Genomic DNA, 6,000 nt, shown 5'->3' with positions numbered 1-6,000 from the left:
GTTCTGGCGCCGAGAGGTGTGAGAGTTCAAGTCTCTCCGACCGCACCATCATTTATAAAACCCAGCTTTTTAGCTGGGTTTTGTTTTATCTGGAATATGAAAATCTGCTAACCAAATCACCAAATATTTCCCTCTCACTCCTCACTTTTTCGTTCTTTTTATAAGACAATGTCAGCTCCATTTTCTAACTGAGTCTGACTGCTAATGAAAATCCTCCCTTTAACGATCGGTTGCTACACGGACACACCAAGTAAAAGCCAAGGTGTTTATCAAACTCAGTTAGACTTAGGTACAGGAAAACTATTACCTTTTAAGCTTGTCGCCGAGTGTAATAACCCCTCTTTTGTCGTAGCGACAAAACTTGGAATTTATACCGCATCTGAAGTCGAACAACCAAAACAACCCCAGCTATTTCATATTCCTAATACATATTCAAAGACAACGACCAATTCAGGAGTTATCTCGGGCAGCCACCCCTGCCATGTCGCAATTGCTCCCAACAATAAATTTGCTATTACGTCGCAATACTCATCAGGCACATTCGATATTTTTAGTCTAAGTATCAATGGCAATATCGATAAGCGACTCAAAACAATCAAAATGGTCGGTTCGGGGCCGAACAAAGATCGACAAACTGGGCCTCATGCTCATCAGTGCCTGTTCTTACAAAACTCACCACAGCTTGTCACCGTCGATCTAGGAGCTGATAAAATCAATTTCTATTGCTTTGACGAAGAACAGGAAGAGTTTCTAGACGAACCAATGCAAGCCATTAAAGCGCCAGCAGGTAATGGGCCTCGCCATTTGGTTTTCAATAAGGCTGAAGATAAGGCCTACGTACTCTGTGAGCTCTCTGAAACGATACTCATGTTGGAAAAAGTTTTAGGTGTGTGGAGCATTGTGGAGGAAATAGATGCCCTTCCGAATATGGAGAAGGGAGAAGCCGCAGCTGCAATTAAGTTATCGCCAGATGAGCAATTCCTATATGTGTCTGGTCGATATCAATCAAGGATCAGTAGCTTCAAAATAGATTCTATGACTAAAATACCAATTTTTATTGATAGCTATAGCACTGAAGGTAACTTTCCTCGCGACTTTCATATCACTGACTGTGGACAATGGCTTATCGCCGCAAACCAGCACTCCAACAACATCACATCATTCAAGCGAGATAATGAGGACGGGTCTTTGGTTTATACAGGGTACTCTTTAGAGATCGATACACCTGTTTGTATTACACAGCAGTTATAGCATCCAACGCCATACAAAAAAGGAGATCATCAACTCTCCTTCTCTATGTAAATAACCTTATGTAACCGTTTAAAGGCCCAACGCGTATTTCAATACTTGAGCTTTAATCGGCCCTGAGTTTTCTGCTAGCTTTAGTGCAGCATTACGTACAAACTTTAGAGGGCCAATGTCGTTGCTGAATGTCTTGTAGAAGAAATCCATGCCACTCTGCATCATCAAGTTGTCGCCTCTTCTCATAACCTCATAGCGTCTTGCTACAGAATGATTCAGCTCACGTTTTTCTTTAGTCACATCCAATAGAGCGGCAACATCTTTAAAGCCTAAATTTACGCCCTGCCCTGCCAAAGGGTTAATCGTATGCGCAGAGTCCCCGACTAAAATACAGTTATTCTTCGAGTATGATTGAGCATGACGTCGTGTCAGAGGAAAAGAACCCGAATTCAAGACTTTGATATCACCTAACTCTTTAGGAAAGTGAGTAAGTACTTCATTTCGTAGTTTTTCAGGAGTCATTGCTGACAGTTGCTTAATACGCAGCGGAGAATCATACCAAACTAACGAGCCCTGCCCGACTTCTTGATCGTCAGAGGTTAGAGAACACAAAGGCAAAAATGAGCGAGGGCCACTTGGTAGAAATTGCTGCCAAGTAATATCTTGCTGAGGTTGTTCTGTTTCTACGTTGATAAGCATACAGTGTTGTCGATAATCCCAAGCCGTGATACCAATTCCAGCTTGTTGACGGACGGCTGAATTCGCCCCATCAGCACCAACCACCCACTTCGCTGATAACTCAGCTCCTGATTGAAGCTTAACGATATTGGTTTCACCAAACTCAATCTCATCCAGCTTTTCTGGGCATAACAGTTCGAGATTGTCGTAGGCATCGAATTGAGACCATAACCCTAGTTGAATGAGCCTATTCTCAACGATATAGCCTAGACGAGGTAAATCGAGAGAAGCAGCATCAAATCGAGTACGACACTCTGGGTGCTCCCACGTTTCTAAACGCTTGTAAGAACACACTCGCATCGCTGCAATACTTTGCCATGCACCAAGATCTTCAAGTAAATCGACCGATGCTTGAGAAATCGCTGACACACGAATGTCCATCGCTTGTGACTCATCAAAAGCTTGTGGGGCAAAACCTTCGATCACCGCAACACTCAGCCCTTGCTTTGCAAAGCCGACCGCTGTTGCGGCGCCAACCATGCCGCCACCGACTACCACAATATCGTAACTGTTCATATTTTGTACTTATCAGTTTGATTCTTTGACTGTTTTTGATTGTACTTTTTCATAACTAACTTGTAACCAAAAACCTTATTCGAAAAAAGGGTTATCCCTTATGGTATATGGCGTTAACAATAATAAAAACCACTACATAAGAGATTTGTTCAGACTACTAGTCAGTCGGTTTTGAAACCAGTACAATACGCCGCTTGCCGCTAGAGCCAGTCATAAAATTGAATACCTAATTATGACAAACAATGCTGGCGGATGAATAATGGGCGATTTGCTCCCTTAAATTAAACTAACGATCGAGCGAACATATAATGAGTAAGAAACTGCTAATTAAAACTTGGGGCTGTCAGATGAATGAATACGATTCATCAAAAATGGCCGACCTGCTTAACGCTGCAAATGGCTATGAGCTAACGGAAGTACCTGAGGAAGCAGACGTACTACTATTGAATACTTGTTCTATCCGCGAAAAAGCGCAAGAAAAAGTATTCCACCAGCTTGGTCGTTGGAAAACGCTTAAAGATAAAAAAGAAGGTGTGGTGATCGGTGTGGGTGGCTGTGTAGCAACTCAGGAAGGCGACCACATTCGTCAACGAGCACCGTACGTAGACGTTATCTTTGGCCCACAAACTCTACACCGTCTGCCAGAGATGATTAAGTCATCACTATCTAACGAGAAGCCTGTAATGGACATCTCGTTCCCTGAGATCGAAAAATTCGATAATCTTCCTGAGCCAAAAGCAGACGGTGCAACTGCATTCGTTTCAATTATGGAAGGCTGTTCTAAGTACTGTACTTACTGTGTTGTTCCATACACACGTGGTGAAGAAGTTAGCCGTCCAATGGATGATGTATTGTTCGAAGTTGCACAACTTGCAGAACAAGGTGTACGTGAAGTTAACCTACTTGGTCAGAACGTAAACGCATACCGTGGTCCAACACACGAAGGTGATATCTGTTCATTCGCAGAACTGCTTCGTCTTGTTGCTTCTATCGATGGTATCGATCGTATTCGTTTCACAACAAGCCACCCGCTTGAGTTTGGTGACGACATCATTGAAGTTTACAAAGATACCCCTGAACTAGTGAGCTTCCTTCACCTACCAGTACAAAGTGGTAGTGACCGTATTCTTACGATGATGAAGCGTCCACATACGGCTATCGAGTACAAATCTATTATCCGTAAACTGCGTAAAGCTCGTCCTGATATTCAAATCAGTTCTGACTTTATTGTTGGTTTCCCTGGTGAATCTAAGCAAGACTTCCAAGATACAATGAAGCTAATTAAAGAAGTTGATTTCGATATGAGCTTCAGCTTTGTTTTCTCTCCACGTCCAGGTACGCCAGCGGCAGATTACCCATGTGATGTACCAGCACAAGAGAAGAAAGATCGTCTGTACGAACTGCAACAAACGGTAAACACACAAGCTATGCGCTTCTCTCGTCTAATGCTAGGCACCGAGCAACGTATCCTTGTTGAAGGCCCATCAAGAAAGAACCTAATGGAACTGCGTGGCCGTACAGAAAACAGCCGTGTTGTGAACTTCGAAGGCTCTGCAGACCTAATCGGCCAGTTCGTAGATGTGAAGATCACTGAGGTTTACACCAACTCACTACGTGGCGAATTGGTTCGAACAGAAAAAGACATGGGTCTACGCGTTGTTATGACTCCAGCAGAAATGATGGAAAAAACAAAACGCGAAGACGAGCTAGGCGTAGCAACCTTTACGCCATAAGCAATACAACTGTTTGAGCACAAAGCACAAACACAAAGCTTGAAATTACCTAACTAAGTGACCATCTTAGAAATAGGGAATATCACCATCAGAAGCCCGGTCTATATCGGGCTTTTTGCTCTTTTTGTATTTAAGAGTGAGTGGCACAAAATGAGAGGCTAATTTGAGCAATAAAATCGTTACCTTAGAGATAAATCTAGAGCCAGCAGATAACAAGCGCTTGGCAAGCTTATGCGGACCATTTGACGACAACATCAAGCATCTTGAGCGTCGTCTGGGGGTTGAGATTAATTACCGTAGCAATTTTTTCACGATTGTCGGTAAGCCTCACACGACAGCCGCAGCTTTAGACATCATCAAACACCTCTATGTTGAAACGGCTCCAGTTAAAGGCAACATAATCGATATCGAACCAGAGCAAGTGCACCTGGCGATCACCGAGTCTGGTATTTTGGAACAACACGTCGAGTCTGAAATTGACTACGGCAAAGAAGTCACCATTAAGACTAAAAAAGGCGTCATCAAACCTCGTACGCCAAACCAAGCACAGTATCTAATGAATATGGTGACTCATGACATCACTTTTGGTATCGGTCCAGCAGGAACTGGTAAAACATATTTAGCCGTTGCGGCAGCTGTCGATGCACTCGAACGCCAAGAGGTTCGCCGTATTCTACTGACTCGCCCTGCTGTTGAAGCCGGTGAGAAACTTGGTTTCCTTCCTGGTGATTTAAGCCAGAAAGTCGATCCATATTTGCGTCCACTTTACGATGCACTCTTCGAAATGCTTGGCTTTGAACGTGTTGAAAAGTTGATTGAACGTAACGTGATTGAAGTTGCGCCACTGGCTTACATGCGTGGCCGTACACTGAATGATGCGTTTATCATTCTTGATGAGAGCCAAAACACCACGGTTGAACAGATGAAAATGTTCTTAACCCGTATCGGTTTTAACTCGCGCGCTGTGATCACGGGTGATATAACGCAAATCGATTTACCTCGTGGTGCAAAATCAGGCTTACGTCATGCAACCGAAGTGCTCAGTGAAGTTGATGACATTAGCTTTAACTTCTTCATGTCTGAGGACGTCGTTCGTCATCCAGTGGTTGCTCGTATCGTCAACGCATACGAGAAGTGGGAAGCGAAAGACCAGAAAGAACGCAAAGAGTTTGAAAAGCGTAAACGTGAAGAGCGCGAAGCCAAACTTCTTGAGGCTCAACAAGTAGCGACGACACAACTAGCAACACAAAATAGTTCAGCGGTTACAGGGCAAGGTGATAAATAGATGTCTATTGAACTAGACTTGCAATTAGCGGTCGAAAATGAGCAAGGTCTCCCAACCGAACAAGATATTCAGCTTTGGTTAGACAAGACAATTCCTCAGTTTCAAGAGAACGCCGAGTTGACAGTTCGTATCGTAGATACAGAAGAAAGCCACCAGCTCAATCATGAATACCGTGGAAAAGACAAACCGACTAACGTGTTGTCTTTTCCATTCGAGGCTCCTCCTGGGATCGAGTTAGATCTACTGGGCGACCTTATTATCTGCCGCCAAGTTGTCGAGAAAGAAGCAGAAGAGCAAAATAAGCCTCTGTTAGCACACTGGGCTCATATGGTTGTACATGGTAGCCTCCATCTGCTAGGTTATGATCATATCGAAGATGATGAAGCTGAAGAGATGGAGTCACTCGAGACAGAAATCATGCAAACTATGGGCTTTGAAGACCCTTACATTCTAGAAAAGTAAATTGATTCTAGTAAAGTAGATTGC

At 43.5% G+C, this 6,000-nt stretch carries 5 protein-coding genes; 4 read left to right on the top strand and 1 reads right to left on the bottom strand.

The features are described from left to right. Positions 1-204 precede the first annotated feature (204 nt). Positions 205-1,251 (top strand): lactonase family protein, encoded by a 1,047-nt coding sequence (locus WR49_RS15245; protein ID WP_046224577.1) that lies wholly within the window; start codon positions 205-207, stop codon positions 1,249-1,251. Between the two features lie 69 nt (positions 1,252-1,320). Here WR49_RS15245 and WR49_RS15240 read toward each other — a convergent pair whose 3' ends face one another. Further along, positions 1,321-2,496 (bottom strand): 2-octaprenyl-3-methyl-6-methoxy-1,4-benzoquinol hydroxylase, encoded by a 1,176-nt coding sequence (locus WR49_RS15240; RefSeq protein ID WP_046224576.1) that lies wholly within the window; start codon positions 2,494-2,496, stop codon positions 1,321-1,323. Positions 2,497-2,804: 308 nt separating this feature from the next. On the opposite strand from WR49_RS15240, the gene miaB reads away from it, so the two are divergent. The 3 genes from miaB (at position 2,805) to ybeY (ending at position 5,976) form a co-directional block, all read left to right on the top strand. Continuing rightward, entirely contained in the window at positions 2,805-4,229 is a 1,425-nt protein-coding gene (miaB, locus tag WR49_RS15235; protein ID WP_046224575.1) for a tRNA (N6-isopentenyl adenosine(37)-C2)-methylthiotransferase MiaB, read from the top strand. Positions 4,230-4,392: 163 nt separating this feature from the next. Continuing rightward, on the top strand, positions 4,393-5,514 hold the full coding sequence (locus tag WR49_RS15230; RefSeq protein WP_017056795.1) for a PhoH family protein: 1,122 nt from the start codon (positions 4,393-4,395) through the stop codon (positions 5,512-5,514). After that, entirely contained in the window at positions 5,515-5,976 is a 462-nt protein-coding gene (gene ybeY / locus WR49_RS15225; RefSeq protein ID WP_017056794.1) for an rRNA maturation RNase YbeY, read from the top strand. The last annotated feature ends 24 nt before the right edge of the window (positions 5,977-6,000 follow it).

Source organism: Vibrio sp. ECSMB14106 (assembly GCF_000972265.1).
Lineage (GTDB): Bacteria > Pseudomonadota > Gammaproteobacteria > Enterobacterales > Vibrionaceae > Vibrio > Vibrio kanaloae.
This window is presented reverse-complemented; position numbering and strand designations above follow the sequence as displayed.

Bases quoted from the DNA above. Each gene is read 5' to 3' on its own strand.
- WR49_RS15245 (WP_046224577.1), top strand. From the start codon at position 205: ATGAAAATCCTCCCTTTAACGATCGGTTGCTACACGGACACACCAAGT.
- ybeY (WP_017056794.1), top strand. From the start codon at position 5,515: ATGTCTATTGAACTAGACTTGCAATTAGCGGTCGAAAATGAGCAAGGT.
- WR49_RS15240 (WP_046224576.1), bottom strand. From the start codon at position 2,496: ATGAACAGTTACGATATTGTGGTAGTCGGTGGCGGCATGGTTGGCGCC.
- miaB (WP_046224575.1), top strand. From the start codon at position 2,805: ATGAGTAAGAAACTGCTAATTAAAACTTGGGGCTGTCAGATGAATGAA.